The sequence below is a fragment of the Nonomuraea spiralis genome, assembly GCF_014648435.1.
GTDB lineage: Bacteria > Actinomycetota > Actinomycetes > Streptosporangiales > Streptosporangiaceae > Nonomuraea > Nonomuraea spiralis.
Genome location: NZ_BMRC01000056.1, coordinates 1 through 23,558, shown reverse-complemented (window position 1 = coordinate 23,558; position 23,558 = coordinate 1). Strand labels below are relative to the sequence as shown.

Genomic DNA, 23,558 nt, shown 5'->3' with positions numbered 1-23,558 from the left:
GGCGGGGGCCAGACTGCTGGCCGTGCTGGGAGTCGCGATTTCGCGGCAGACCGTGGTCCGTTCGCTGCTGCGTCTGCCCCTGCCGGTCCGTCCGACACCAGAGGTGATCGGGGTGGACGACTTCGCGCTCCACAAACGGTACCGCTACGCCACGGTGATCATCGACGCGGTGACGCGGGAGCGGATCGATGTGCTCGCCGATCATCAGGCCGATACCTTGGAGGCGTGGCTGCGTGCCCACCCCGGCGTGCGGGTGGTGTGCCGGGACAGCATCCGTTATCTAGTGTTGTCAAGCGAACCTGCTGGTCAGCTTGTTGCAAGGCTGTCAGGCGCGTTAGGCAAGTAGCGGCCGGTGGCCGGATGAGGCCATGGTGATGTTTACGTTGGCCCTGTGCCGAGCCCGTTGGGGCTGAAGTGGCAGAGGTGATGCGACTTCCCTGCGCGGCCCGGCCGAGGCTTGGTCGCTTTCGCGCGCGGACCTCGCGGTTTCGCGCCGGGAGACCATGACCGCGCCGGGGCGCTGCTGATTGTGGCCGAGCGGAAGGCGAGACGTAAGGGGTGGCCCACAACAAAAATGTGAGCCCCCCTCGGCTGGTTTCGGTCCAACCTGACAGGTTGTGATCATTGTGCGCCTCCAGGGTGATCTCTTAGCGTCAGCGGCATCGGGCCCTCCCCGGCCCGGCCAGGAGAGGCGCAACGATGGGTCTTCTCCGAGAAGCCGGCGGCAACGTAACTCGCCTAGCGAAGGGATGACGTCGCGTGTCACAACCAGACGAGAGCGTAATGATCAAGAGTCTCGGCTCGACATACTGGAGCTGGCGTCAATACCAGGAAAAAACGTACTGGTGTTGGAACGCGACGACGATCAGCATCGCGAACTTCTACGCCAACTCGCGAGCATGGACCCAGTGCGGGTTCGCCACCGCGGTCCTCAACAGGAACGACTCCCGGCTCTCCGCCCAGCAACCGTTCCAGTGCTGCCCGGATGGCGCGTTACGTGGGGACTGCAACCAGGGCTGGTGGCCGGATGCCGGGCCGCTGCAGCAAGCCGGGGTTTACGTCCCGGCCCCCGAAGATGCCAGGAACTTCGTCGACTGGGTGGAAGCACCCGGGTGGGTGCAGGTCAGAAGATTCCCGGCGTTGACGAAGAACGAGGTCAAGGCGGAGATAGACGCCGGACGCCCGATCATGATGAACATCGGCTGGGGTGGCGGCCTGTCCGGCCACATCGTCAACATCTGGGGGTACAGCTACCGCCCGGAGACCGGTGAACTGGTGCACGTCTGGGTGCATGACCCGTGGCAGGGCACTCACGGGACATACGCGGGCCAGGAGAACGATCCCATCATGTGGGTCGCGTGGGAGACGCTCTTCGGCGGTTACCCGGGCGGCCCGAACGGAACCTGGAACAGGACCTTCAAGACTCGGCGAAACTAGCCTCAGGGAGCATGCGATGCCGTTGAACATGCCTGAACCGCCGGGACGGATTCGGGAGGAAACACGCTCCCACCTCGGCCTGATCGCCAGAGCCGTCGGAGAGGGACCCAAACTGCTGGGCGAGGTCTCCCCGGATGACGTGGAGGTGTCCACCCCCCACCGGGTGTTCGCCCTGCTCGTCAAAGACATCGAGGCCGACGGCGGCCTGCAAGCGGCGCGGCCGGTGGGCTGGCGATTCCTGTTGGAGTCCGGCGGCAATGTGCTCGCCGGCGCCGAAGTCGCCGAAACGCCGGAGCGCACCTTCCCGCCAACGTTCTACAGAAGCTCATCCGTCGGAGCCACCGCGACCGCGGTCAGAGCCGCACGGGCCCTGCCGCAGCTCGAAATGGCCGGGTTCGACCTCCGGCTCCTGCAAATCCCCGAGCTTTACCAGACCGCCCTATGGTTGCACTCGCCCAACACCGACCTGCTCATACCGCTGGCACCCTCCCCGATCGGGCGCGAAGGCCAGGTCACACCACCACCGGTGTTCTTCCGGGAACTCACCGCCCGTGCCCGGGAGTACAGAGCCCACCAGCCCTCCAGCCGGGAGTCGGCGTGACGCCAACGGTTCGCCCTTCCGGCAGGTGATCGCAACGACCGCCGGTCAGCATGAGTAGGCCCGAGGGGGCAGCGAGGGCGACTTCATTCGCCGTCGTCGCCCCCGTCCGACCTACCCGCAAACAGCGACCCCGGGCAGGTTCCGATGCTTGGGTTCCCAGCCCTTCCTTCCCGCAGGTCAAAGAGAGCTGATCTTGTCAGGCACGTAAGGCAAGTCGGCCGGCCAGGTGCGATCAATCGCGGCCCCCGGGGTTGAGGAACCTACGGACAGCCGTTGGCGGTACCCGGGAGTAACTTAAATGGAGGCCTTGGCGGGGTCGTCCCGTGCTGTGAATCCGTCCTCGGTCGGGATGGCCCGGAACTCGGCTGCGGCAAGTCACAAGGTAGGCGTTGATCTGTGGTCTACCTGGGGGCTTCTGTGTCCCTATGGATGATGCGGTGGATGGTGGGGCGTCCGACGCTGTACTCGACTGCCAGGTCGGCCAGGGACACCTCGCCCTCGGCGTATCGCCGGCGGATGGAACGCCGGGCGGGTTCGGGCAGCTTGGGCTGCTTGCCCTTGAGCTTGCCGTTCTTCTTCGCCAGGGGGTTCCGTTCACGCGCTCAAGTGTTCCGGATAGGGGGCCTTCATCGGAACAGTTCGCGGAACACCTATACGGAACACCTCGACCTGGGGCGCTGTCTCGGCTGGTGGGTGTTCCGGTTGAGGATCCCCTTGCGGAACACCGGTTCATTCCAGATTGCCTTGTGATGCTCTGGCACGGTTACCGCATGGCCACCACGCCGGCACTCGTTCGAACATAAAGCACGCCGTCTCCGGGCAACACCGCCAGACCGTGTTCGTGGTACTGGTCGCCGAAGTCGGCGACGTAGACGGGATGAAGGATCTCCTCGCCGGTCTCGGCGGTCCAGCGCCGTTCCCCGGTGCCGGTGTCGAATGCCGACACCGCGCCCGTCAAAGTCGCGACGTAGACGGCCCTGCCGGCCACCACCGGCGAGCCCGCGCACGAGCCGAACGAACGGATCCAACGCGGACGCCCAGTTGCGATATCGACGGCATGCAGGCGAGCGCTGTCCTGTTCGGGCGGTGTGTCACGAAGGATCTCCACCACGTAGACCGTCCCGTCCGACACCGCCACTGCCGAGTCCACCTCATTGTCACGCCCCGGATCGGGCAGGTAACCCCAGGTCTGCTCTCCGGTCCGTGGATCAAGGCCCACGACCTGCGCCGTCCAGTCTTCCTCCGCGCGATAGACGGGCATCCACACCCGCTCCTCGGCCAGGACCGCATGCGCCTGAGCGAAGTAGACGACCTGCTCGTCGTCGTGGGAGCCCTCTTCGTCCTCTTCGTCCTCGTCCAGAGAATCGCCCGGAAAGGTGATATCGCCGCCCTGGACGAAGGCCAGCGGCTCACCCCTGTTCACATCGAACACGTCCACGCCGGTATGGGTATGGTGCGCCTCGTTACCGAGTGCCGCGTAGGCGATGCCGGCCTCAGAAATCGCCGGGCTCGTCTGCACCCAGCCGGTCGCTTCTCTTGTCCGCCATCGCGGTTTCAGGTCGGGCAGGCGGAAAGCGCGTACTTCCTCCAGTGTGTGGAGCAGCAGGAGGTCACCGATCACCGTTGGGCAACCGTCGTGATCCAGCTTCCGCACAAGCTCTCCGGTTCGGAGATCGAAGATCGTGCATTCTCCAATCTCACGCTGCACGAAGATCCAGGAATTCCAGACAGCGGGCGCCGTCAAGATCTCGGCGCTACCGTCCCTGTCGTTCTCCCCAAGCGTCCTTCGCCAGCGCACCTCACCGGTCCTGGCGTCGAACACGTGAACCGCTCCAGACACATCGGCGGCAACGAGCGTGCTGCCCACGAGCACCGGAGACGCCACCACGGGGGCGTCCGTTCGCGCGATCCAGGCGACCTGCGCCCCGTCAGGTACGCCAGAGGCTCGATACGCACCACTGCGCCCATCGTTCCCAAAATGCGGTGTGACCGTCATGCCACTCCATCATCAGTAGTCGGCAAGATCACCAAGCGTAGTCCCAGCACCCGCTATGAAACCGGACGAACCAGAAACATGGGCCTGATCGCGCAGCCGCCGCCAGCAGGTCGGCATCCACGAGACCACTCGTACAGGGCCCGCAGAACGCGCACGAATCGCTGCGGCCCCTCTCAACGCACTGGCCGGCGCTTGCCTCTGCACGCCAAGCGGGCAGTACGCCGACACGACATACCGCACGCCCGTTGCGGCCTTCGAGGAGGCACCACAAATCCAGATCTTGAACGGAAATGATCAACCGCAGGACGACCTGCCGAAGCAGTCCAGTTAAGTTACTCCCGGGTACCGCCAACGGCTGTCCGTAGGTTCCTCAACCCCGGACATGCTCGGGAACGGAGGGCCACGTGCACAGGCGGGTAGGGGTGAGGGAGAAAACTGTGGCCGTGGGGGGAGGTCACGATGGGGACTGACGGGGAGCCCGCAGGCAGCGGGCTGGCGTTCGAGATGCTGGACCCGGCGCCGGTCGGCGTGGTGGTCGCGCGCGGCCCCGAACACCGCCTGGTCTACACCAACGCCGTCTACCGCTCCCTGTTCGCCGACAGCCACACCGGGATGCCGATCAAGGACGCGTTCGCGGAGTTCGTCCAGGTGCACTTCCGCGCGCAGTTCGACCGCGTCTACGCCACCGGCGAGGCGTTCGTCATCACGGCGGAGCCGGAGTACATCGTCGGGCCGGAGTGCGAGGAGCGGCGGCTCCTCACCTGCAGCCTGTCGCGCGTGGTCTTCGGGCCGGGCGACTACGGCGTGCTCGAAGTGGTGATGGACGTGACCGAGCAGGTCACCGCCGCGCGACGGATCGAGGCCATCGCCGAGGAACGCCGCCGCATCCTGCGCCGCTACGAGAGCCTGATGAAGGTCAGCGCGCAGATCTTCTGGGTGACCGGCAGCGATGGCCGCGTGCACGAGCCCTGCCCGAGCTGGGAGCGGATCACCGGGCAGCCATTTGAGGAGAGCCTCGGTCGAGGCTGGCTGAGGATGCTCCATCCCGACGACCGCCAGGACACGATCAGGTCGTGGTCGCGGGCGGTCGGCAGGGCCAGCGAGACCTGGGAGCACGTCTACCGGCTGCACACCGCCGACGGTTCCTACCGGCACTTCGAGATGCGCGCCGTGCCCATCTGCGAGAACGGCCAGGTCGTGGAGTGGGTGGGGTCGTGCACCGACATCGAGGAGCAGTGGCAGGAGCAGCGGCGGCAGCGCCTGCTCGACAGCGCCGCGGCGGCCACGGCCCAGCTCTCCAGCCTGGAGGAGATGCTCGGCGCGCTGTCGGACGTCATCGTGCCCGAGCTGGCCGACGGCTGCGGTGTCTACCTCGTCACCGACCTGACCGGCGAGCGGCGCGGCGGGGTGCCGTTCGTCGTCGAGCGGCTGGCCACCGCCGTTCGCCGCGGCCTGGTGCCGCTGTCGCCGTACAGCGAGGAGCAGCTCGACGAGGGCAACGCCTTCGTGACGGTCGTACGCCGGCGGCGGCCCCTGCTGCAGACGTTCCCCGCCGGGTGCCCGCCGCCCGACCTGGCGCCGGCGAGCACCCGCGCGTGGCTGGCCGCCAACGGCGCCAACAGCATGCTGGTCCTGCCGGTCGTGGTCGACGGCGCGGTCCCCGCCGTGGTCGGGGTGGTGACGTGCGGCGACCGTCCGGCGATCAACCGGGCCGACATCACGCTGCTGGGCAACATGTTCGGCCACGCCCACGACGCCCTGAGCCGGGCCATCCGCTTCCAGCGCACCCAGCAGATCGCGCTGGCCCTGCAGTACAGCCTGCTCGCCGAGCCGCCGCGCCTGCCCGGCCTGCGGATCGTGGCCCGCTACCGGGCCAGCCCCAGCGCCGCCGAGGTGGGCGGCGACTGGTACGACTCCTTCGTCCTGCCCGACGGCGTCCCGGCGCTGGTCATCGGCGACGTGGCGGGGCACGACCTGTCGGCGGCCGTGCTGATGAGCCAGTTGCGCAACATGCTGCGGGCGCTGGCGATGGACCGCTGCGAGCCGCCCGGCGAGATCCTGACCCGGCTCAACGTCGCGATGGAGTCGTTGTCCTCCGACGACGTCACGGCCACGTGCGTGTTCGGCCGCGTGGAGGAGTGGAACGGCGGCCACCGGCTGCGTTACGCGGTGGCCGGTCACCCGCCGCCCCTGCTGGTCACCGCCCAGGGCCACGGACGTTTCCTGGAAGGGGCCGTCAGCCCGCTGCTCGGCTTCTTCGACGACGAGAGCCGCGCCTCCGATGCCGTGCCGCTGCCGCCGGGCAGCACGCTGCTGCTCTACACCGACGGCCTGGTCGAACGGTCGGGCGAACATCTCGACCTCGGCCTCGGCCGCCTGCGCCGGGCGGCGGAGTCGCTGGCCGCCGAGCCGGTGGACACCTTCTGCGACCACCTGCTCAGCGCCCTCCCCTTCACGGGCCTGGACGACATCGCCATCATCGCTCTGCGGGTCCTGCCCGCGGCCGAGGAGTGATCCGAACTGCTGCGCCTGGCCCAGCACGCGCGGTCGCCGCTGACCTGCGTGCCCTGGTGCTGACGGCCCGGTGGCCGGGCCGCACCTGAGGGCCTGCGAGAAGGCGCTCAGCACGGCGCTGCAGGTGGACGGCGCGGTCAGGGTGGACGCCCGGTGCTCCCGCACGAGCGGAAGAAGGCGGCAGTGCGGTTCGGCGAGCGGCTGGTCGCCGTGCTCGGCCCCCCTGGAGGTCCATCCCCCCGGCGTGATGATCTTCCCGCGTTCCGTACCTTGCCCACCGCCGAGATCCCCTGGCCCCCCTTGCACTACGAGAGGGCGTCCTGAACTCATCGACACGGAATCGCCGCCGGGGCGGGCGTTGCCGGGTCAGATCGACAAACGTTGCCGCTTCTCGCCGACAAAACCAGGCGGTCGTCGAACTCGTTGACGGGGGCGGGTTCCTGCCCGGGCGGTCGCGCGCTCATGGCTTCCCTCCCCCTTCAGTGCCGCGAGGGTCATGCATCGGCGTCTCCTGTCGCGTGCGGGTGGTGATTGAGTGGCCGGATGGCAGGTTTGCGTAGCCGTTCGATGTCGTCTCGCAGTTCGGCGGCGGGGCGCAGGTCGTAGGCCATGGTCGTCTCTGGTCGTGTGTGTCCGGCCAGTTTGGCGGCTTTGATGGCGTCGACGACGGGGAGCACGTTGCTGATGAAGGTGCGGCGCATGTCGTGCGGCCGTACTCTTCGCGTCTTCGCGTCTTCGCTTCTTTTGGTCAGGATGTCGGCGATGCCCTGGGGCTGCATGTGGCGGGGCCTGCCGTTCTGTATCCGGGGAATGCCGTTGCGTTCCAAGCGGGGAAACAGCGCCCCGGCGCCGTCGCCGCGGACGGCCAGCCAGCGCTCCAGCAGGCTGGTGGTGAACGACGACAGGGGCAGATGCCGTTCTTTGTTGCCCTTGCCGACGACGCGCAGCATGCCTGCGGTCAAGGCTCCGTAGTCGTCCATCGCCAGGTTCGCTGCTTCGGCGCGGCGCAGGCCGCAGCTGTCGAGCACGGCGATGAGCGCGGCGTCCCGCGCGCCGGCGGGGGTTTCGTCTGCCAGGCAGGCGGCCAGGAGCGCGCCGATCACTTCGTCGGGGATGTAGCGGCCGGCAGGGGCGCGCTCGCCCTTGACGTCCTTGACGCCGCGAGCGCGGTGGTAGTCCTCTCCAGTGATGCCGCCCAGCCGCCAGGCTTCCTCCAGCACGCGGCGCAAAGCGCTCAGATGCTTGTTGACGTGGGCGTCGGACCAGCCCTGCCCAAGAATCTGGACCCGCAGCTGCACCGTGTGCTCGTAGCGCAGCAACCACCACGGCTGGCCGCGCCCGCTGACGCTCGCATCGTCGAGCGGCCGGCCGAGAATGAGCCGGGCGAGACGGTCCAGGCACCCGCCCATGGTGCGTCGTGACTCGTCACTGTCCAGACTCGCCAGGTAGGTGTCGTACGGGTCTTTCATCGCCGCGGCGGTGGCGATGCGGTGCTCATCAGCCGGGACGACTACGGCCGGCAGCGACAGCGACGCCAGCGCCAGAAGTCCGGCCTCCAGGTTTGGTGTCGCCACTGGTGCACCCTCGAGCGCAGTCAGTTCATCGGCGGGTGCCATCACCGGGACCTCTCCAAGGATGCCGTCGGCGGTCCTTCGCGCGTCCAGCTTGGGGGTCCCATCGTCGTGCGGAACATGTTTGTCGGCGAGGGACCGGCGGCGTACCGTGATGGAGAGGTGGCGTTCGGTGCGCCGGGCTCCGCGCGATCGGCGCGGCCCGGGCCTGGCCCTCCAGATGCACAGGATCGGCCACCCCGGGTGTCGTTGTCCCCCGGAATGATTCCCGCCGCCACCGTCGAGCGGACGCGCTGCGCGCCGCCCCTCTCAGCCCGCCGCGCGCGGGTGCCCCGCAGAGGGGTGATCGCTCCGCAGCTCTCATCCAGGGTCACGGGCTTGATCGTAGCGCTTTTACCTGTGGGAGTCCGCATTCCCGTGGGTAAGTTCGTGTGCAGCCTAAAATCGTGATGTCAGCGAACGCTTTATTTTCGTTCGATGGCATCACTTTTTGATACAGTCATCGACGTGACAATCGGACAGGAAGCTTCTTTCGATCTTCCGGAGGACGCATCGACTCCTCCTGCGGTCGACGACGCCGGTGAGCCGGGCGGGCCGAACGAACCGGCTGCTGACGCCGTGGCCGCGGAGCCCACGCGCTGCGCCGGCCCGTCCTGCGGCAACACGCTTCCGCCGGCGCTGCCCGGTGCGGGCCGACATCGCGCGTACTGCTCCGACGCCTGCCGAGCGCGCGCCTACCGCGAACGCCGGGCACGCCAGGACGGCGCGATGAGCGACGCGGTCCGCCGCACCGCCGCCCTGGACGAGCGGATCGCCCCGCAGCTCGAGCAGCACACCGCGGCGACAGTCCGGCTGGCCGAGGCGATGGCCGAGCGCACCCTGCAGCAGCAGCGCCTGGCCGACCTGTCCGCCGAGCGCATCGGTGACGCCGAGAACGCCGCCGACGAGGCCGCCATCGCCGCCCGCGAGGACCAGGAACGGGCTCGCCGCGCGCTCGCCGACGCCACCGCCGCCCGGCAGGTCGCCACCGAGGCGCGCAAGGCTCGCGCGCAGGCCGAGGAGGACGCCCGTCAGGCCCAACGGGACAAGAAGCAGGCCGAGCGCGACGCCGACGACGCCCGCGCCTCCGAGCGGCTGGCCCTGACCGAGGTCGGCAGCCTCAAGGAGGAACGGGCTCTCCTGCACGGCCGGCTGGAGCAGGCCGCCCAGTCGCGCCAGCGCGCCCGTGACGCCCAGCAGGCCGCCGAGGCCGCCCGTACGGAGGCCGAGCAGCAGGCCGACGCAGCCCGCCGGACCGCCACCGAACTCCAGACCACACTGGCCGAGCGCGAGCGCGAGCTCGACGAGCTGCACACCGCCCTGGCCGGCGCCACCCACACTGCCGACCGGCTACAACAGGACCTGGACCGCGAACGCGGCCGCACCGAGGCTGCAGAACGCCGCGCCGACCAGGAACGCCAGGCCGCCACCGAGGCCCGCGCCGAGACCACCGCGGTGCGGGAGCAGGCCGACCGGCTACGGGAGCAACTGCGCGACGAAAACGGCCGCACCACCGCCGCGGCGCTGGAGGCGGCCGTCACCGCCACCCGGCTGGAGGCCGCTCAGGCCGCCGCCGGGCTGACGCTGCCTGAGCCGATCGACCTGAGCTCCGATCTCGGCGACGGGGTGAGTGGCGTGGTACTGCCCGACGCCGCCATCCAGACCGTCACCCGGGAGCCGGACGGCGCCATCGTGCTGCACCACCACGACACCCGCATCCGGCTCGGCGACCCGCAGCACGCTCCAGCTCGCGGGCGGGCCCTGGCCGCCGCGCTACTGGCCCTGTCCTCCGAACACCCCTGATCGCCCCGGTACGACCGCCACTCCCCCGCCCCGCGGGCGGTCCGCCAAAACGGTCTCAGTAACCCCAGGCTGGACACGACAACTCGCCGAGCAAGCCATCCTGGCCGACGCCACGCTCGCAACGCAGGGCCTATCTGCGGTCACCGTGGTGCACGGGCCACCCCGAGCCCGACATGGTCATGCGGCTGACCGGCGAGGTCCTGCCCGCGCTGACCGAGCAAGCCGGTCCCCCGGCCGGTGGCCCAGACGGCAACGACTACGTCACCTGCATCTTCGCCCCGCCCGACGCCGCTGAGGCGGCGGACACATTCGAGGCCGAGGTCCTCGCCATCGCCCCAGCCATGGTGGCGGATCGTCCCCGTCGCTGCACGCGCGGTGAGGCGCTCGGTTGGCGCCGACTTGAGCCGGCGACGGAACAGCGCTTTCCCCGGCCGCGGCTTACGCGCGGCCGGGCGCCGTTGAACTGACGGCTTCTTCCCACCCCCACTTGAGACGATGGAGAGTTCACCCATGCCGCTGATCGCCAACTTTCACCTGGTGAACGAGGAGTTGTCCGCGTACTTCTTTGAGGGCTCCACCAAGTACGGAGATATGTGCACCAGCTCAGGCGACATCAGTGGCTTGTTCGATGTTCCTGAGCCGGTCTCCTGTCACATTCGGCGCCCTTGCGGGTTCATGTTCTTGAGCCTTGACGAGGGGATGATGTGACCGATGGAGGAGACCGAGTGGCTGGCCGAGCGTTTCGAGCAGCATCGGCCCCGGCTGCGGGCGGCGGCCTACCGGATGCTGGGTTCGATGGCCGAGGCCGATGACGCCGTCCAGGACGCCTGGCTGCGGCTCTGCCGGTCCGACGCGGACCAGATCGACAACCTCGGCGGCTGGCTGACCACCGTTGTGGCCCGGGAATGCCTGCACACGCTGCGTTCCCGGCGGCAGCGGCGGGAGGAGTCGCGCCTGCCCGAGCCGGTCGTGATCCTGGACAGCAATCTTGACCCCGAGCAGGAGGCGTTGCTGGCCGACTCGGTGGGGCTGGCCCTGCTCGTGGTGCTCGACCGACTTAGTCCGGCCGAGCGGTTGGCGTTCGTGCTGCACGACATGTTCGAGCTGCCGTTCGACGAGATCGCCGGGATCGTGGGCCGCACGCCGGCCGCCGCGCGGCAGCTGGCCAGCCGGGCCCGGCGCCGGGTGAACGGTGCCGAGATCCCATCGCCCGACCCGCATCTGGTGCGGCAGCGGCAAGTGGTCGACGCCTTCTACGCGGCCTCACGGGCCGGTGACTTCGGCGCCCTGGTCCAGATCCTCGATCCCGATGTCGTCCTGACCTCCGACTTCGGGGTCGACGGGCAGCGTGTCGTCGTCCGCGGCGCGGCGGCCGTGGCCGAGCAAGCCCGCGGCCCGCACGGCGGGCGGCTGCAACCTATGCTGGTCGACGGCGTGGTCGGCGCGTTGATCACCGTCGACGACCAGCCGTTCGCTGTGCTGGTATTCACCGTCGCGGGCGACCGGATCGTCGCTATCGACGGGCTCCGAGACTCCGAGCGGGTCCGCCAGTTCGCCGACGCCGCTGGGATTCCTCCGCCGCCTGTCACATCGACGGCACGCGAGGGCTCATAGGGGCGACAACATTTCCCAAGCATCATGGAGGACACCGTGGGACCACGGATCCCCGACGCCAACACACACCTGCCCGAGATCCAGGAGTTGGCTGGCGCGATGGTCAAGGCCACCGGCAATGGCTCGGTGCCAGCGACCACGACCAGCCTGGTCTATCTGCGTGCCGGCCAGATCGTCGGCAGCACCTACCAGGTGATGCGGCACTCGGTCGACCTTCGTAAGGCGGGGGAGTCCGAGGCCAGGATCGCCGCCGTGGCGACCTGGCGGGACGCGCCGTACTTCACCGACGCCGAGCAGGCCGCGCTGGCGCTGACCGACGCCGTTTTCCAGCCTGGTGCGCGTGGCGAGGACCGGGTACCGGACGACCTGTACATCAAGGTCACGAAGCACTACGACGACAAGGCGATGGCCACCCTGATGATGGTGCTTGCCTCGGCCGGCTTCTGGATGAACATCGCGCTCATCAACAAGCCGACACCCGTGCCGGCCTGACCTCGCCGTCAGCCCGCACGTTCCGCGTGCAGGTGCCACATCCTGGCGAGTACGAGGTTCTGATCGTGGGCGGGGATGTTCAACAGGTCGACGGACATCCCCGCCCGGCCAAACCGTTCGTCACCGATCTGCGCGATGGCCTCCGTGGTCAGCGCGACGGGGCGGCCGAACCGGCCGACGCCACCCCCAGCCGTCGACGGCTCGCGTCTCATCTGGCATCGCTCGCGAAGCGATGTTCGAACGAGAAGCTGAGCACGTTCATCCGTACACGACTGAGCAAACAACTCAGTACGCCGACAGGAGTCCTTCTGGCCCGGTACCGGACCGGTTCCGACCGCCGATCTTGGGCTTCACGGACCCGATGAGTCTGCCAGTCGAGTGCGCCACCGACTTGGGCGAGGGCTGGACCGACCGGCCCTGGCGGCTGGACCTGTGCCGCGACGGCACCTTGTCGATCCGCCGCCACGGCGAGCAGCCGTTCAACGGAGTGGCGCGCCCGGTGGCCTTCACCTGGGAGAAAGAGACGCTGCAGATGGCCCAGGTCAGCTTCGGTCGGCTGTGGCCCGAGCGCGACCGGCGGCTCACCTACGAGGAGGGCTACCGCTGCATCTGGCACGGCTGGCTGCCCGGCACCCGCTGGCAGCTCTCGGCTGTCATGCGCGTGCTCGACATCGCCCTGGAGGGCGACGACGTGGACGCTGCCGCGATAGAGGCTCTCCGGCTGTCTCGACTCGTGGAGAGCGCCTCTGCCGAACTCGACCGCCTCGTTGCTGATAAGTCCACCCAGACGCACGCTCCGTCTGGCGCTGCATGACGTGCTCAGACCGCTCGTCCTTCGGAAGGCTCCATCCCATCCAGACGGAGTCTGGACGATTCGCGGCCGGCGGCCAGATCCGGCTCAGCGGCCAACGCGCACCCGAGCCCGCGCCCCGAATGGCGCCAGCACCGGCGGCGTAACCACCACAATGAACCAGACCAGATACAGGGAGCGGGTCAGTGATGGCGAATCCAGACCGGCGCCGGACCGGGCAACCCGAGGTCGACGCGCTCCTCGACAGGGCCGACGCCGCGCATCAAGCGGTGAACGAGATCGTGACGATCAGCCAAGCCGAGAGCATCGTCTCCCGTGTCCGGGTAGCCGACCTCGTCGCCGAGCACCAGGCGCTACACGAGCGGTACGAGCAGGCGGAATCCGAGCTGGCCGCCACGACAGCCGCTGGCGATCCGGCCCGGATCGCCAGCGGCCGCCAAGCTCGCGATGCGGCTGGCGCCATCTGTGACCGTGTCGGCCGCGCCTTGCGCCGCGAGATGGCGGGGCTGGCGGAGGCGGGGTTTGAGCGCACCGGCGCGCTGCTGGCCCAGGTACGCACCGCCTGGAGCTCCGAGGACGCCGCCCACGCGGCGCTCGCCCACGGCGCCGGTTCGGGCCCGACCGAGGGGCCCCGACCGAGGGGCGGGAGTGAGCGGAGGAGAGTCCGGCGCCCGCCGGACACCGACGCTCGGCGAGCGGTAGGTCCGCTGGTGCAAACCCGCTGCCGCCACTGACGGATTGGTTGCTGCTCAGAGGCCGTGTTGCCGCCGCCCGGGTCCAGCACGCCACGTAGGCGCACTTCAGCGCGCTGGCAAGCTCGGCCAGGTGCTCCGGCCGGCTCGAGCTCGAGTTCCAGCGAGGTCAGCAGGAGTGGCCGCGCCTGCTCCCACGCCTGCCCATCAAGCAGCCGGGCTCGTCCACGGATGATCGATTTCCGGCAATCTCCCGGTTGACGGAGGGGCTCTTCGGTGCCCAGCCGAAGAGATTGTGCGGGCTCCGGCGCCGCTTGACCATGGCAGGCGAACGGCCGCTTCCGGCCCGCCCCCGCCTCGTGGAGGGTTCAGCATGCGCGCACTCCGCAGATCGACGGTCGTCGCGGCCGTCCTGGTCCTGCTCCTCGCCGTCGCCGGCACCGCCTCGGCCGACCAGGTCTCCAACGGCGGCACCGTGTACCGATCCACCGCCCTCTGCGTCAACGTGGGGTCCACCATCAGCAACCCCGGCGGGGCCATCGAGTCCAGCACCACGGTCGACAGCCTGACCCGCATGTACGTCCCGGTCTGGAAGCAGTGGGTGGACTGCGCCAGGACCTGGGACCGGCCCCCCTGGAACATGGCCGCCAAGCTGCAGCTCCTCGTCTACGACTTCAGCACCTCCGCGTGGGGCCTGTGCCGGAGCCCGCTCGATCCCATCAACGGCGACGGGTTCATCTACAGCAACTTCACCGGGTCGCACATGTTCATCAACTGGAACTACGGCGGCAACCCGCCGCTGCCGCCCTGCGGCACCGCCTGGTACGCCACCTACAGCGGCGGCTTCGTCTACAACGGGGAGTGGTACGGCGGCTGGGTGCCCTCGGGGAACATGTGGTTCGCCTGGCCCTTCTACGCCGCCCAGGCCCAGGCGCAACCTGCGCGCCCGGAGCCGCCCGCCTGGCTGCGGCCCGACGGCGGCATCGACTGGGCCACCGCCCCCAGCGAGATCCCCGTCCACGACGGCACGACGCCCGCCGGCCACGTGTCGGTGCGGGAGGCGTTCGCGCCGCCCGCCGCGCCGCCCTCGGTGGTCCAGAAGAACCATCCGCCGATCCCCGATGGCGTCGTGGTCCGCATGACCTCGGCCGGGAACTGAGGAGGCACGATGCGAGGGCAACCCCGGACGGCCGCCAGGCGGGTGCGCCGTGCCCTGTGCGCCGTCGCCGCGACCGTCCTGGTCCTGATCACCTCGGTCACCCCGGCGCACGCCGAGGACGGCCGGGCCAGTAACGAGGACTACGTCTACCGCTCCAACTTCCTGTGTGTCAGCGTCCACGCCGAGGTGCGCGACTTCAGCAGCATCGACGCCGGCTCGTACAAGACGGCCTGGGTGGACACCTGGGCGCCGACCGGCACCATCCCGTGCGCCCGCCAGTGGCCGCTGCCCGCCGGCTACCTCGCGGTACGGCTGATCGTGCTCGTCTACAACTTCGACAGGCAGGAGTGGGGCACCTGCCAGGGCATGGACTCCGGCTTCCGCTACACGCCCGACGAGACCAGCCACGCCGACTGGTACATGTGGGACGGCTACCAGTCCAACCCCGCCCCCTGCGGCACCGCCTGGTATGCCTCGCTGGGCTTCGGTTATGCCTGGAACGGCTCGTGGTACGGCGGCTATCTGCCGTCGGGCAACGTCTGGCTCACCTCCCGGTACGCCCTGCGGGCCGGCTCCCAGGCGCCGCCGCCGCGCCCGTCCTGGATCACCGGCGAGGGCGGGTTCGACCGGACGGCGCTGCCCGACAGGCTGCCGCTCATCGGCGCCGACGGGCATCCCACCCGGACGGATTCCGGCGCGGTCGCCACCGTCGACAGCGCGACCCTGTTCGGCCCGCCGCCCACCCGCCCGGCGGGTTAGGCCGGACGCCGGAGCCGCCCCGCGACGGGCAGCGTGAGGGTCATGGTCAGCCCTCCCCCCGGGGTCTCCTCGAGGGGAGGGTGCCGCCCATGGCCTCGGCCGGCCCGCGCGGCAGGGCGAGCCCGAGCCCGACGCCGGAGTGGTTGTCGCGGTCGCCGAGCCGCTGGAAGTACTGGAAGACCCGGTCGTACGCCTCGGGCGGGACGCCGGGACCGCGGTCGATCACCCGGATCTCCACCTGGTCGCCGTGGCGGCTGGCGGTGATCAGGACCGGCTGCTCTGGCGGGCTTTGGCGGACGGCGTTCGCCATGAGGTTGACCAGCACGCGTTCCAGCAGGGCGGGGACGGCGAGGATGTCTGGCAGCCCGGCTGGCACGTCGCCCTCGACGCGCTCGCGGGCCGGGCCGAGGTCGTCGACGGCCCGCGGCCCGACCTCCTCCAGGGCCGTGGGCGCGAGGCTCGCGCCGAGCACGCCCGCTTGCAGGCGGCTCATGTCCAGCAGGTCCGCCACCAGGCGGCCCAGCCTGTCCAGCGACGTGCCGGCGGTGGCCAGCAGTTCGGCGCGGTCGTGCTCGCTCCATCGACATCGGTGCTGCCCAGGCTCTCGACGGCGGCCCTGGCGGAGGCGCTCCGTGCAGGGGCGGGAGAACGGGTTCGGCCCGGCCTTCGAGGTGTGAAGGCCAGGCCGCCACGATCCGATCGGAGACACCGGCGAAGATCTCCGCGCTCAGACCCAGCGCGGACACCATGGCCAGCTTGCCGATCTCGGTCAGCAGCGTCTCCAGCCCCAGCGGGCCCGGATCGGCCTTCAGCTGCGCCTGCAGCTCTTCCAGCCGGCCGCACACCAACGGCCTTGTCGGCCTGTCCCTGGGGAAGCTCGGGGTTGCGATACACCAGCGGCCACCAGGACCTAACGATCCAGCTCTGAGCGGCGCCTACCGTCCGGCACCGCCAGCAGCCCCACCAGCCCGGCGGCCTCGAACGTTAGAGACCGTCCCCCCACGCGCCCGTGGGCCGTACGCCCTCAGGTTCGCAAGTGCCATGACGGCGATTGCCGACCAGCCCCCGCGTGGGGCGCCTCCTCCATTTGGTGGAGCGAAGCGCGCTCTTCTCGACCGTTCCTCGCGCCTGTGGGGCGGACACAGCGCCCGCGACCAAGATCGAGTAGCCCCACGACTGTTCCCCGCGCCCGTGGGGCGCACCCTTGCCAAGCTGGGCGTTTACCGTGGGACGCCAGCAAATTGCTTTGCTGAGGTGGCGCCGACCATCGTGCAGGCGGCGTCTTCCCGGTTCATCGCTTCGTGCCGGCCACCTCGTGAGGTGGGCGGACTTACCGGAGCTCCGCGGGCGTTTTACGTCTCCCCCCTGTCGGGGGCGACGGTCTCCGCGACGGGCGCGGCGACGGCAACTGCGTGGGCGGCGATGTTCCGGGCCGCGTTGATGTCCCGGTTCAAGGTCAGTCCACACACGCAGGTGAACACCCGGTCGGCCAGGGTGAGGCGTGGGTTTTGCCGCCCGCAGGCCGAACAGGTCTTGCTGGACGGAAACCAGCGGTCGAGAACCGCCAGGGTGGATCCGTACCAGGAAGTCTTGTAGGTGAGCTGCCGCCGCAGTTCGGCGGGGCTGGTGTCGAGAATGGCGCGGTTGAGCCCGGCCTTCTGCCGAACGTTGCGTCCGGGTGATTCCACGGTACCGCGTGCCGAACGGGTCATTCCGGCCACATGCAGGTCCTCGACCGCCACCACGCCGAACCCGGTGGCCAGCCGCTTGGTGACCTGGTGCAGGAACCCGACGCGGCGCACGGCGAGTTGCTCGTGCAAGCGCGACAGGCGCTTCTTGACCTTCTCCCGCCGTGCCGATCCCTTCTGCGTACGCGACAACGCCCGCTGAGCCCGACGCAGCCGGACTTGGGCGGCGGCCAGATGCCGGGGATTGTTCACGAGCTGGACCGGGCCATGTCCCAGGTCGGCCGGCTGGGAGAGCGCCACCAGGTGGGTGACGCCCAGGTCCAGGCCGACCACGCCGGCCGCCGCTTGGCGGCGGGTGGGCCGCTGGGGCAGGTCCGCGCTGACCTTGCACAGCACGCTGGCGTACCAGCGGTCCCCGCCCCGGGAGACCGTCACCGACTGCACCACCGCCTCACCACGGGCGAGCAGGCGGGCCAGCCGCTTGACCGAATCGTGCAGGCGCACCTCGCCCAGCCGCAGGATGCGCAGCCGCCGGTGCGTGGCCAGCCGGATGCCCGGCCGCTTCACGTCGTGATGGATGCGGAAGGAGTCCCTGGACCGGCCCCTTTTCTTGAATCTGGGGTAGCCCACCCGGCGACCGGCCCTGCGGCCTTTCAGCGAGTCGAGCCAGTTCTTCCACGCGGTATCGGCGTCCTGGAAGGCGGACTGGAAACAGTAGGTGCTGACCTCGTGAAACCACGGGCACGCCCCGTCCTGGCCGGCGCGGGAGTCCCCGCGGCCCGCGATCCACGCCGTCTGCACCTCCGGCTTGCGCGGAACGGCTATCTTGATCTGCTTGCGGGCGACGTCCTCGGCTGTCCCGGCCTCGACCAGGGCGGCCACCTGGGCGCGCCACGACGCGTGCGCGGTCGTCTTCGCGGCCAGCGCGTGGTTGAACGCCCACCGCGACGCGCCGGCGTGGCGGCGCAGTTCGGCCTCCTGACTCTGGGTGGGGGCCAGCGCGAACTTGAACGCCCGCAGGATCTGCTGCCGCGCCATCCTCGCCCCCTCTCCTAGGAAGCAGCCGTCATCGAGGGGATGCTAACCGCTCACCAGCCCCCTTTCTTCTACGAATCGGGCATTGTGGAGATCGCTAACGTGTTCATGGGGGAGCTTTTCCCTCTGCGGTGGACCGTCTACCGGGGCCTCGACTGGTCAGGGCCACGCTGGCATGCGGGTGAAGCTGGCAGAGCCTGACGTCATGGACGATGAGGCTCCTGAGCCGCGGCTGTCCAGAACGGCTCCCGGTGGCGCTCAGGCGTACGTGGCGCTGACCGCGTAGAGGTGTCCGGCACGGACGCTCCTCGCTCCATCCATCATGCGAAGACGCCCGATGAGCGTTGGGGCGCCGCGGAACATGCGGACAGCTCTGCAGCCAGACCCCTCGGCTCGGAACGTGCTCCCCCGTTCACCGGCGCCGTGGCGACGGCTGCGGCACAATCGCCTGAGTCATGACGGATTGGACGTCCCCGTGCCCTACACCGAGAATCCCAGGCGCGACCACCCGGCCACGCGCGCAACCGGGTGTGGCCGAGGGTTCTGCCCCGACTGCCTGCAGCCCTCCCACCTCCCGAACCATGACCGTGTCTGCGCCGGACGGCCAGTCGAGGCAAGGCACGCTTCCGGAGTGCGTGCCCTGCGATGTGGAGTGGGTGCCTCGCCATCTGTTCGAGCTGGACCCCCAGGAGTGGGGTGCGCTTCCAGCGCATGGGAAAGCGTCCTGGACAGGGTGCGCGGGCGAGGCCGACCCGGCGCCGAAGACTGAGAAGGGCCTGCTGGTCCGAGGCTGAACGCGAAGGATGGCTCGGCGAGATCGAAGGACTTCTCGGACGCTGTCGGGGGGTTCGGGCCGGTTGCGAACCGATGACGTGGCCCTGTGCCCGCGCCTACGCTGAGTCGCATCACTTCCTCCAGGAGTCACCATGGCCGACCAGCCGCCCGCGGACGCGTCTCCCCCGCTCCGCCTCACCGTCGTACTCCCCATCCCGACGCCCCAGCGCCGCCGCTCCCGCCAGCAGACACCAGGCAGACCCATGCCCGGGACACCGACGAGGGGAACAAGGTGGCCCTCGTACACGCCGCCTACGCCGCCGGCGACCTGACCACCGAGCAGGCAACGCAGATGATCGCCGCGCTTGCCGGCCGCGAGGAGACGACGGCCGAGTACGGCTGGCGCGTCGACCTGGTCCTCGCCGGGCTGGTGACATGCGGCGGGTGCGGCGCCGACCTGACCCCCGACATGACCGCCGGCGTCGTCACCGACGCATGCCCGGCCGACGGCTGCGGCCTGGTACGCGTGGCGGCGCGTGTCCTGGTGCCAGCCGTGGCGCAGCGAGTGCTAGAGCCGTTGCGGACCGCCGCGGCACCCGATCTGCTGCTGGCGCTCGCGCACCGCCGCGGCTCCGAGTTGGTGCCGCCGGACAAGACGAGCATGGAGATCTGGTGGGCGAGCGCGGACCCGGACACGCAGAAGGAGTTGCTTGCTCTGCTCCTCGATCACGTCGTCGTCAAGCCTGCCGACGGGCCCGGATTCGATGTCGCGGCGCGGCTGTCGATGGCGTGGCGTTCGGCCTGACGTGAGGTCGGGGTTCGCGACGCTTCCCCACGCGCAAACCCCGGACTCGAACACAATACCGAGACAAGGCGAAGTGCCACCAGCTCGGAGCCGGTGATCAGTAGCTGGGGTGCCTGGCGCCAGGTGCCTATACCCGGAGATCCAGCGGCAGCCGCCCCCGTAACGGCTTGTGGCCGGGAGAGGAATCGCCTACATGGGTCTCTTCCGTCTCTCTCCTCGGCCACTGTCGCGCCCGCCTGAGCTCCGGCCGCCACGATCCATGTGGTGGTGGGCGTTCCCCGCAGCGCTACTGGTCGGCGCCGCGGTGTGGGGCGTCAGTGCCTGGCTTCTGCAGGATCTGGACACAGTGCCCGTTGCCCAGCAGGTCACCGCGCGAATCGAGACCGTCCGTACCGCGCTGGCGGCCGGCGCCGGAGTCGGCGCGGCGGTGACGCTGCTGCTGGTTGTACGCCGCCAGCGCCACCAGGAGCTAGCCGCCGCACACACCACGCACGACGCCGCCGAACGCCGGGTCACCGAACTGTACACCAAGGCCGTCGAGCAGCTCGGCAACTCCCAGGCGCGATTTCCCGAGGTGCGGGTGATCGCCCGTTAGCCACCAGGTCTCCGGCAGAGGTGTGTCCTGGTCGACCGACCGGCTACCGGAGACCTCTCGTCGTCGATCCACGACCGGCCCGACGACTTCGGCACAAGCCCTGACCGCGGCCTTCGAGCGGCGCCCTCTTCACGGGGGTTGACCCTGAGGGGTGATCGACATAGCTTGACCAAGCAAAAGTGATCGATCACTATTGCTCGTCCGAAGGAGCCACACCGATCCCGCCGGTCCCGCATCGCGAAGCGATGATCGCCGCCCTGGATGCGGGCGCGCGGGTGTGGCGCGAGAAGCCGCCGACGTCGCCCGATTCCAGCAGAAGGACCCGCACCATGCCTGACACCACGCTCACCGTCCGCGAAGATGACAAGTCCCTGGTCATCACCGCCGGCGACGTGCAGATCGCCCGGTACGTCCACCAGCCGGACGCCCCCGACGCCGAGTCCCCCAAGCCCTACCTCCATCCCATCCGCAGCCTGTCGGGCGCGCCCATGTCGGTCTACCGGCCGCACGACCACCGCTGGCACAAGGGCCTGCAGATGACCTGGGCGCACCTGTCGGGGCAGAACTTCTGGGGCGGCCCGACCTTCTCGGTGGAGCGGGACTACCACTGGGAGGACAACCTCGGCCACATCAACCACCTCGCCTTCACCGACGTCTCCTCCGACGGCAGGCGGGTCGTGGCCGAGGAGGACCTGCACTGGGTCTCGGCGCGGGGCGAGCACTGGGTCACCGAGCAGCGCCGCCAGGTCTTCCACGGCGTGGACAGCGCGCGGGGCGTCTGGGCCCTGGACTTCACCACGACGCTGCACAACGTCCGCGGCGCCACGCTCGACTTCGGCAGCCCCACCACCCACGGCCGGCCGATGGCCGGGTACGCGGGCTACTTCTGGCGCGGCCCCAGGTCCTGGACCGGCGGCACCATCATCGGCGCCGGCGGTCTGGGCGGTGAGGAGATGATGGGCGTCGAGGCCCCGTGGCTGGCCGTGGTCGGGCAGCACGATGCGATCGACGGCGGCGGGACCGCGCTGGCCATCGCCGGGCACTCCAGCGCGCCGGTGCCGATCAAGTGGTTCGTCCGCACGGAGCCGTTCGCCGTGATCAGCCCCTCCCCCTCCTTCGACGAGGAGATCTCGCTGGCCGACGGCGACACCCTCGAACTCGCGCACCGCTACGTCTTCATCGACCGCATGTGCGACCGGGCCGAGTTGGACGAGCTCGGCGCGGAGTTCGCGCTGTGACCCCGCTGTTCCCCGGCGGCACCTCGATCAGCGATCTGGCGGTCTACGACTGGGAGTGCGCCGACGGCGTGCAGGGTGGCACGCCGCACCTGCACACGGTCTCGACCGAGGCGTACGTCGTGACCGCGGGCCGCGGGGAGGTGCACACTCTCAGTGCCGCCGGTTTCTCCCGGGACCGGCTCGAAGCGGGCACGGTCCTGTGGTTCTCGCCCGGGACGATTCACCGCCTGGTCAACGAGGACGGGCTGCGGCTGCTGGTGATCATGCAGAACGCGGGCCTGCCCGAGGCCGGGGACGCCGTGCTCACCTTCCCCGCCGACGTCCTGCGCGACCGTGACGCCTACCTCGCCGCGGCGACCCTGCCGGTGCTGGGTTCCGAGGACGAACGGGCGGCGGCCGCGCGGGCGCGCAGGGATCTGGCGGTCACCGGGTTCCGGCGGCTGGTGGAGGACGCCGAGGAGCGTGGGGGGCGGGCGTTGGCGGACTTCCATCGGCTGGCGGCGGCGATCGTCCGTCCCCGGGCCGCGTCCTGGAAGGAGTTGTGGAAGGAGACCGTCGCCGCCGAGACCGAGCGCACGAGGTCACAGCTCGATGCGATCGCGGGCGGCGATCCCACCCATCTCGGGCAGGCCGCCGTGGTGCGGACCACGTCCATGCCGGGTCCTCGCGCCTTCGGCATGTGCGGCCGGCTACGGACGTGGGCGCCGCGGCCCTGACCTCGCCCACGCCCGCCCGGGCACGGGAAGCCACGCCGCGGTCGAGCGCGGAGCGTCCGGTCGGCTCAGGACGTGCGGGCCCTCAGCCGGGCGGCGGGCCGGCCGTCTCGCGGACGATGACCCGGTTGATCGACCGTTCGGAAGGAGGCGGCGCGGGCTCGCCGCGCACCGCCGCGATGAGCCGGGCCATCGCCTCCCGCCCCTGCGACTCCCGATCCACCGCCACGGTGGAGAGTGCGGGGGTGGCGAAACGTCCCAGTTCCTCATCGTCCCAGCCGAACACGCTGACATCACCCGGAACCCGCCAGCCCCGCGACAACGCCGCGCGTACGGCGCCCATCGCCACGTGGTCGTTCACGGCCACGATGGCGGTCACGCCACAACCGTCGGGCAGGCCGCGAACGGCGTCATAGCCGGACTGGGGGCTCCAGTCACCGAGCGCGACGCCGTACGAGGTGAGCCCGCGGCGCTCGATGGTCTGCTCGAAGACGAGCTTGCGGTTGCGGGCCGAGGCCCAGCTCTGCGCGCCCGCGATGTGGAAGAAGACCCGGTGGCCGAGCGAGGCGAGACAGTCGATGATCTCCTCGATCGGTGAGGCGTCCGCCAGCTCGTTGACCCCGCGCAGCTTGTCGTCGTAGTCGCCCGTGACGACGATGGGCACCGGCGAGGCGGCGGGATCGATCTCCAGAGGCGTCAGCGACAGAACGCCCTCGACCTGCCCCGACCCGGCCAGCTCCAGCACCCGCTCCGCCCTGGCACGCGGATCGCCCTCGACACTGAGAACCTCCAGCTGGAAGCCTTCGGCGTGCGCCGCCGCCGCGGCGGCGCGGAGCATGCGCGCCGGCCACAGGTAGCCGGACGCGGACAGGGTGATCGCCAGCCGGTTCGTGTGCCGTGTGCGCATGGAACGCGCGACGAGGTTCGGCCGGTAGTTGAACTCCTGGACGACCAGGTCGATCTTGGCGCGGGTCGCCGGCTTCAGGGTCTCGTTCTTGCTGAAGTACCGGGACACCGTCTGGTGCGACACGCCCGCGCGCCGGGCCACCTCGTGGATCGTGAGGCGCGGCGTCTCAGCCTCGTCCAAGGGCCCCCTCTCCTCGCTCTGCGCGTCACAGCCTAGATCGCTGATGTGAAATTCGGTGATCGGCTGCGAGCGTGACGAAGGGCGTCCATGGTCGGTGTGTGAAGACTGACCTAGACGCCCTTCTGATCGCACTCT

General features: G+C 69.8%; 22 protein-coding genes and 1 pseudogene. 17 read left to right on the top strand and 6 right to left on the bottom strand.

Annotated elements, in window-relative coordinates:
* Window positions 1-58: 58 nt before the first annotated feature.
* The 3 genes and pseudogenes from IEZ27_RS55825 to IEZ27_RS52100 all read left to right on the top strand — a co-directional run.
* Window positions 59-268, top strand: a pseudogene (locus tag IEZ27_RS55825) (ISL3 family transposase); the annotation flags it as partial.
* A gap of 515 nt (window positions 269-783) precedes the next feature.
* Window positions 784-1,437: a C39 family peptidase gene (locus IEZ27_RS52105; RefSeq protein ID WP_189654094.1), complete on the top strand. Its 654-nt coding sequence runs from the start codon at window positions 784-786 to the stop codon at window positions 1,435-1,437.
* Window positions 1,438-1,453: 16 nt separating this feature from the next.
* Window positions 1,454-2,038 (top strand): hypothetical protein, encoded by a 585-nt coding sequence (locus IEZ27_RS52100; protein WP_189654093.1) that lies wholly within the window; start codon window positions 1,454-1,456, stop codon window positions 2,036-2,038.
* A gap of 763 nt (window positions 2,039-2,801) precedes the next feature.
* Here the strand turns inward: IEZ27_RS52100 and IEZ27_RS52095 are convergent.
* Window positions 2,802-4,034, bottom strand: a complete 1,233-nt coding sequence (locus IEZ27_RS52095; RefSeq protein ID WP_189654092.1) for an outer membrane protein assembly factor BamB family protein — start codon at window positions 4,032-4,034, stop codon at window positions 2,802-2,804.
* 459 nt (window positions 4,035-4,493) lie between these two features.
* Here IEZ27_RS52095 and IEZ27_RS52090 point away from each other — a divergent pair, with 459 nt between their 5' ends.
* Window positions 4,494-6,548, top strand: a complete 2,055-nt coding sequence (locus IEZ27_RS52090; protein ID WP_229825202.1) for a SpoIIE family protein phosphatase — start codon at window positions 4,494-4,496, stop codon at window positions 6,546-6,548.
* A 494-nt stretch (window positions 6,549-7,042) separates the two neighbouring features.
* Here the strand turns inward: IEZ27_RS52090 and IEZ27_RS52085 are convergent, their stop codons facing one another.
* Window positions 7,043-8,164: a tyrosine-type recombinase/integrase gene (locus IEZ27_RS52085; protein WP_229825198.1), complete on the bottom strand. Its 1,122-nt coding sequence runs from the start codon at window positions 8,162-8,164 to the stop codon at window positions 7,043-7,045.
* A 723-nt stretch (window positions 8,165-8,887) separates the two neighbouring features.
* On the opposite strand from IEZ27_RS52085, the gene IEZ27_RS52080 reads away from it, so the two are divergent.
* From IEZ27_RS52080 to IEZ27_RS52060, 5 genes are all read left to right on the top strand, one after another.
* Window positions 8,888-9,961: a coiled-coil domain-containing protein gene (locus IEZ27_RS52080; protein WP_189654091.1), complete on the top strand. Its 1,074-nt coding sequence runs from the start codon at window positions 8,888-8,890 to the stop codon at window positions 9,959-9,961.
* Between the two features lie 173 nt (window positions 9,962-10,134).
* Entirely contained in the window at window positions 10,135-10,428 is a 294-nt protein-coding gene (locus tag IEZ27_RS52075) for a hypothetical protein (RefSeq protein WP_189654090.1), read from the top strand.
* Between the two features lie 43 nt (window positions 10,429-10,471).
* The gene (locus IEZ27_RS52070; RefSeq protein ID WP_189654089.1) at window positions 10,472-10,669 is read left to right on the top strand and encodes a hypothetical protein; all 198 of its coding nucleotides are present in this window, start codon (window positions 10,472-10,474) and stop codon (window positions 10,667-10,669) included.
* A gap of 3 nt (window positions 10,670-10,672) precedes the next feature.
* Window positions 10,673-11,575: a sigma-70 family RNA polymerase sigma factor gene (locus tag IEZ27_RS52065; protein WP_189654088.1), complete on the top strand. Its 903-nt coding sequence runs from the start codon at window positions 10,673-10,675 to the stop codon at window positions 11,573-11,575.
* A gap of 24 nt (window positions 11,576-11,599) precedes the next feature.
* Window positions 11,600-12,067, top strand: a complete 468-nt coding sequence (locus IEZ27_RS52060; protein ID WP_189654087.1) for a carboxymuconolactone decarboxylase family protein — start codon at window positions 11,600-11,602, stop codon at window positions 12,065-12,067.
* An 8-nt stretch (window positions 12,068-12,075) separates the two neighbouring features.
* Here the strand turns inward: IEZ27_RS52060 and IEZ27_RS52055 are convergent, their stop codons facing one another.
* Entirely contained in the window at window positions 12,076-12,279 is a 204-nt protein-coding gene (locus IEZ27_RS52055; protein WP_189654086.1) for a hypothetical protein, read from the bottom strand.
* A gap of 149 nt (window positions 12,280-12,428) precedes the next feature.
* On the opposite strand from IEZ27_RS52055, the gene IEZ27_RS52050 reads away from it, so the two are divergent.
* From IEZ27_RS52050 to IEZ27_RS52035, 4 genes are all read left to right on the top strand, one after another.
* Window positions 12,429-12,881 carry a hypothetical protein gene (locus IEZ27_RS52050; RefSeq protein ID WP_189654085.1) on the top strand — a complete coding sequence of 151 codons (453 nt, stop codon included), beginning with the start codon at window positions 12,429-12,431 and terminating at the stop codon, window positions 12,879-12,881.
* Window positions 12,882-13,066: 185 nt separating this feature from the next.
* On the top strand, window positions 13,067-13,612 hold the full coding sequence (locus tag IEZ27_RS52045) for a hypothetical protein (protein ID WP_189654084.1): 546 nt from the start codon (window positions 13,067-13,069) through the stop codon (window positions 13,610-13,612).
* 331 nt (window positions 13,613-13,943) lie between these two features.
* The gene (locus IEZ27_RS52040; protein WP_189654083.1) at window positions 13,944-14,729 is read left to right on the top strand and encodes a hypothetical protein; all 786 of its coding nucleotides are present in this window, start codon (window positions 13,944-13,946) and stop codon (window positions 14,727-14,729) included.
* 9 nt (window positions 14,730-14,738) lie between these two features.
* The gene (locus tag IEZ27_RS52035) at window positions 14,739-15,488 is read left to right on the top strand and encodes a hypothetical protein (protein ID WP_189654082.1); all 750 of its coding nucleotides are present in this window, start codon (window positions 14,739-14,741) and stop codon (window positions 15,486-15,488) included.
* Window positions 15,489-15,534: 46 nt separating this feature from the next.
* On the opposite strand, the gene IEZ27_RS52030 is transcribed toward IEZ27_RS52035, so the two are convergent.
* Both IEZ27_RS52030 and IEZ27_RS52025 read right to left on the bottom strand, forming a co-directional pair.
* Window positions 15,535-16,197: a sensor histidine kinase gene (locus tag IEZ27_RS52030; RefSeq protein WP_229825196.1), complete on the bottom strand. Its 663-nt coding sequence runs from the start codon at window positions 16,195-16,197 to the stop codon at window positions 15,535-15,537.
* Window positions 16,198-16,840: 643 nt separating this feature from the next.
* Window positions 16,841-18,214, bottom strand: coding sequence for an RNA-guided endonuclease InsQ/TnpB family protein (locus IEZ27_RS52025; RefSeq protein ID WP_229825194.1), 1,374 nt, complete (start codon window positions 18,212-18,214; stop codon window positions 16,841-16,843).
* Window positions 18,215-19,277: 1,063 nt separating this feature from the next.
* On the opposite strand from IEZ27_RS52025, the gene IEZ27_RS52020 reads away from it, so the two are divergent.
* From IEZ27_RS52020 to IEZ27_RS52005, 4 genes are all read left to right on the top strand, one after another.
* On the top strand, window positions 19,278-19,790 hold the full coding sequence (locus IEZ27_RS52020; protein ID WP_189654081.1) for a hypothetical protein: 513 nt from the start codon (window positions 19,278-19,280) through the stop codon (window positions 19,788-19,790).
* A gap of 346 nt (window positions 19,791-20,136) precedes the next feature.
* Window positions 20,137-20,385 carry a hypothetical protein gene (locus IEZ27_RS52015; protein WP_189654080.1) on the top strand — a complete coding sequence of 83 codons (249 nt, stop codon included), beginning with the start codon at window positions 20,137-20,139 and terminating at the stop codon, window positions 20,383-20,385.
* A 329-nt stretch (window positions 20,386-20,714) separates the two neighbouring features.
* Window positions 20,715-21,623 (top strand): DUF6807 domain-containing protein, encoded by a 909-nt coding sequence (locus IEZ27_RS52010; protein WP_189654079.1) that lies wholly within the window; start codon window positions 20,715-20,717, stop codon window positions 21,621-21,623.
* Window positions 21,620-22,339 (top strand): cupin domain-containing protein, encoded by a 720-nt coding sequence (locus IEZ27_RS52005; protein ID WP_189654078.1) that lies wholly within the window; start codon window positions 21,620-21,622, stop codon window positions 22,337-22,339. The genes IEZ27_RS52010 and IEZ27_RS52005 overlap by 4 nt, the downstream gene beginning before the upstream one ends.
* A gap of 82 nt (window positions 22,340-22,421) precedes the next feature.
* Here IEZ27_RS52005 and IEZ27_RS52000 read toward each other — a convergent pair whose 3' ends face one another.
* Window positions 22,422-23,423, bottom strand: a complete 1,002-nt coding sequence (locus IEZ27_RS52000; protein ID WP_189654077.1) for a LacI family DNA-binding transcriptional regulator — start codon at window positions 23,421-23,423, stop codon at window positions 22,422-22,424.
* Window positions 23,424-23,558 lie beyond the last annotated feature (135 nt).